Annotated in this window: 2 protein-coding genes; both read left to right on the forward strand. The window is 42.3% G+C overall.

What is annotated here, in order from left to right; all coding sequences use genetic code 11:
• The first annotated feature begins 10 nt into the window (after nucleotides 1-10).
• Nucleotides 11-541, forward strand: coding sequence for a TolB family protein (locus NJ959_RS29825; protein ID WP_373693745.1), 531 nt, complete (start codon nucleotides 11-13; stop codon nucleotides 539-541).
• A 140-nt stretch (nucleotides 542-681) separates the two neighbouring features.
• Nucleotides 682-1,179: a TolB family protein gene (locus tag NJ959_RS29830; protein ID WP_254015382.1), complete on the forward strand. Its 498-nt coding sequence runs from the start codon at nucleotides 682-684 to the stop codon at nucleotides 1,177-1,179.
• The last annotated feature ends 3 nt before the right edge of the window (nucleotides 1,180-1,182 follow it).

The following is a 1,182-nucleotide window of genomic DNA, read 5'->3' on the forward strand; positions in this document are numbered from 1 at the left end:
CCTTTAATCTATGAGGAAACTCTCTTATTTGAGCATAGTTTTGAGCTTAACGGGTTTGGTGGTTGGGTGTAGTCCATCAAATCTGCCAGGACAACCTCTTACCCTCAATAGTCGCTACACTGATGAGCAACCAGGATTAAGTGGTAATGGTCGATTTATTGCCTTTGTTTCCGATCGCAATGGTAGCCGTCAAATTGTTATGTATGACTTGCAACAACAACGGTTTATCGATTTGCCTCGCTTAAATCGACCTAATGCGATCGCAGAAAATCCCAGTCTTAGCTATACTGGTCGCTACATTGCCTATATTGCCAGCGATATGGGCACTCCAGCCATCGAACTCTACGATCGCGTTACTACTCGTCCCCAAGTCCTAACTATGGGTTATCGTGGTTGGATTAGACATCCTAGTATTAGTCCCGATGGTCGCTATATCGTGTTTGAAACTTCTCGTCGCGGACAATGGGATGTGGAAGTATTTGACCGGGGTTCTAATATTGAATTAGATATTCCTGATGGTACTCCTGTTTTCCCTCCTTAGACGTTTTTAGTTTTAAATTTAAAAAACCTAACCCCCCAACCCCCTTCCCTAACAGGGAAGGGGGAGTTGGAAATATTTTGAATGCGTGACTTTTGACTTCCAAGAAAGTGGTGAAACGTTCCCTATTACTATCAATATCTATGGCACTGGCGGGTGGGTTGACTAGTTGTACGGGTTCCCCTCGCCTAGTGGATTTTCCTTTTGATATCGGGGGGCGTAGTTTAAATAGTCCTTTTTCAGAACTAACACCTCAAAGCAACGGGCGCTATATTGTTTTTGTCTCGGATCGCCATGGCAGTCAGGATGTTTTTCTGTTTGATGCTAATGAACAGCGTTTAATCGATTTACCTGGACTCAATTCTCTTGATACAATCGCCTCCCATCCATCTATTTCCCAAAATGGTCGCACTATTGTCTTGGCGGCAACATTAAAGGGTCGTTCCGGTATTTATATCTATAATAGAGATATCAATCAGTTGCGCAATATTACAGAAAATATCCAAGCAGAAGTTCGTAATCCTACTATTAGTGCAGATGGCAATACTATTGCTTATGAATCTAGTGAAAATGGTCAGTGGGATATTGTGATTTGCGATCGCAATGGCAAACGCCTCAATTTGTTAATTCCTAATCTATGAATG

Source organism: Limnofasciculus baicalensis BBK-W-15 (assembly GCF_024178385.1).
GTDB lineage: Bacteria > Cyanobacteriota > Cyanobacteriia > Cyanobacteriales > Coleofasciculaceae > Limnofasciculus > Limnofasciculus baicalensis.